At 66.7% G+C, this 243-nt stretch carries 1 protein-coding gene; it reads left to right on the top strand.

The window, feature by feature from the left end; translation table 11 throughout:
• On the top strand, positions 1–243 hold a 243-nt coding region (locus ACPYOM_RS23565), incomplete at both ends, for a hypothetical protein (RefSeq protein ID WP_481347839.1).

Here is a 243-nt window from a genome sequence, read left to right on the forward strand (position 1 = left end):
CATCGGCACCGTGGCCGAAACCCCGAAGCATCCGCATGAGGCGCCCGTTCTGCTCTGGCTCGGCCCCAGCGTGCTGGCGGTCCTCGGTCTGGTCGCAGCCCTCTTTTCCGGCTTCACCCACGGCTACGTCTCTTCGCCCATGGCTTCTGCCGTCCAGGGCGATGCGGTCAGTGTCACGGTCTCGGCGGTGCCGCATCTTGGCCTGCCGCTTGCCCTCTCCATCGTGACCATCATGCTCGGGAT

The organism is Monashia sp. HAY1-2A (assembly GCF_056755315.1).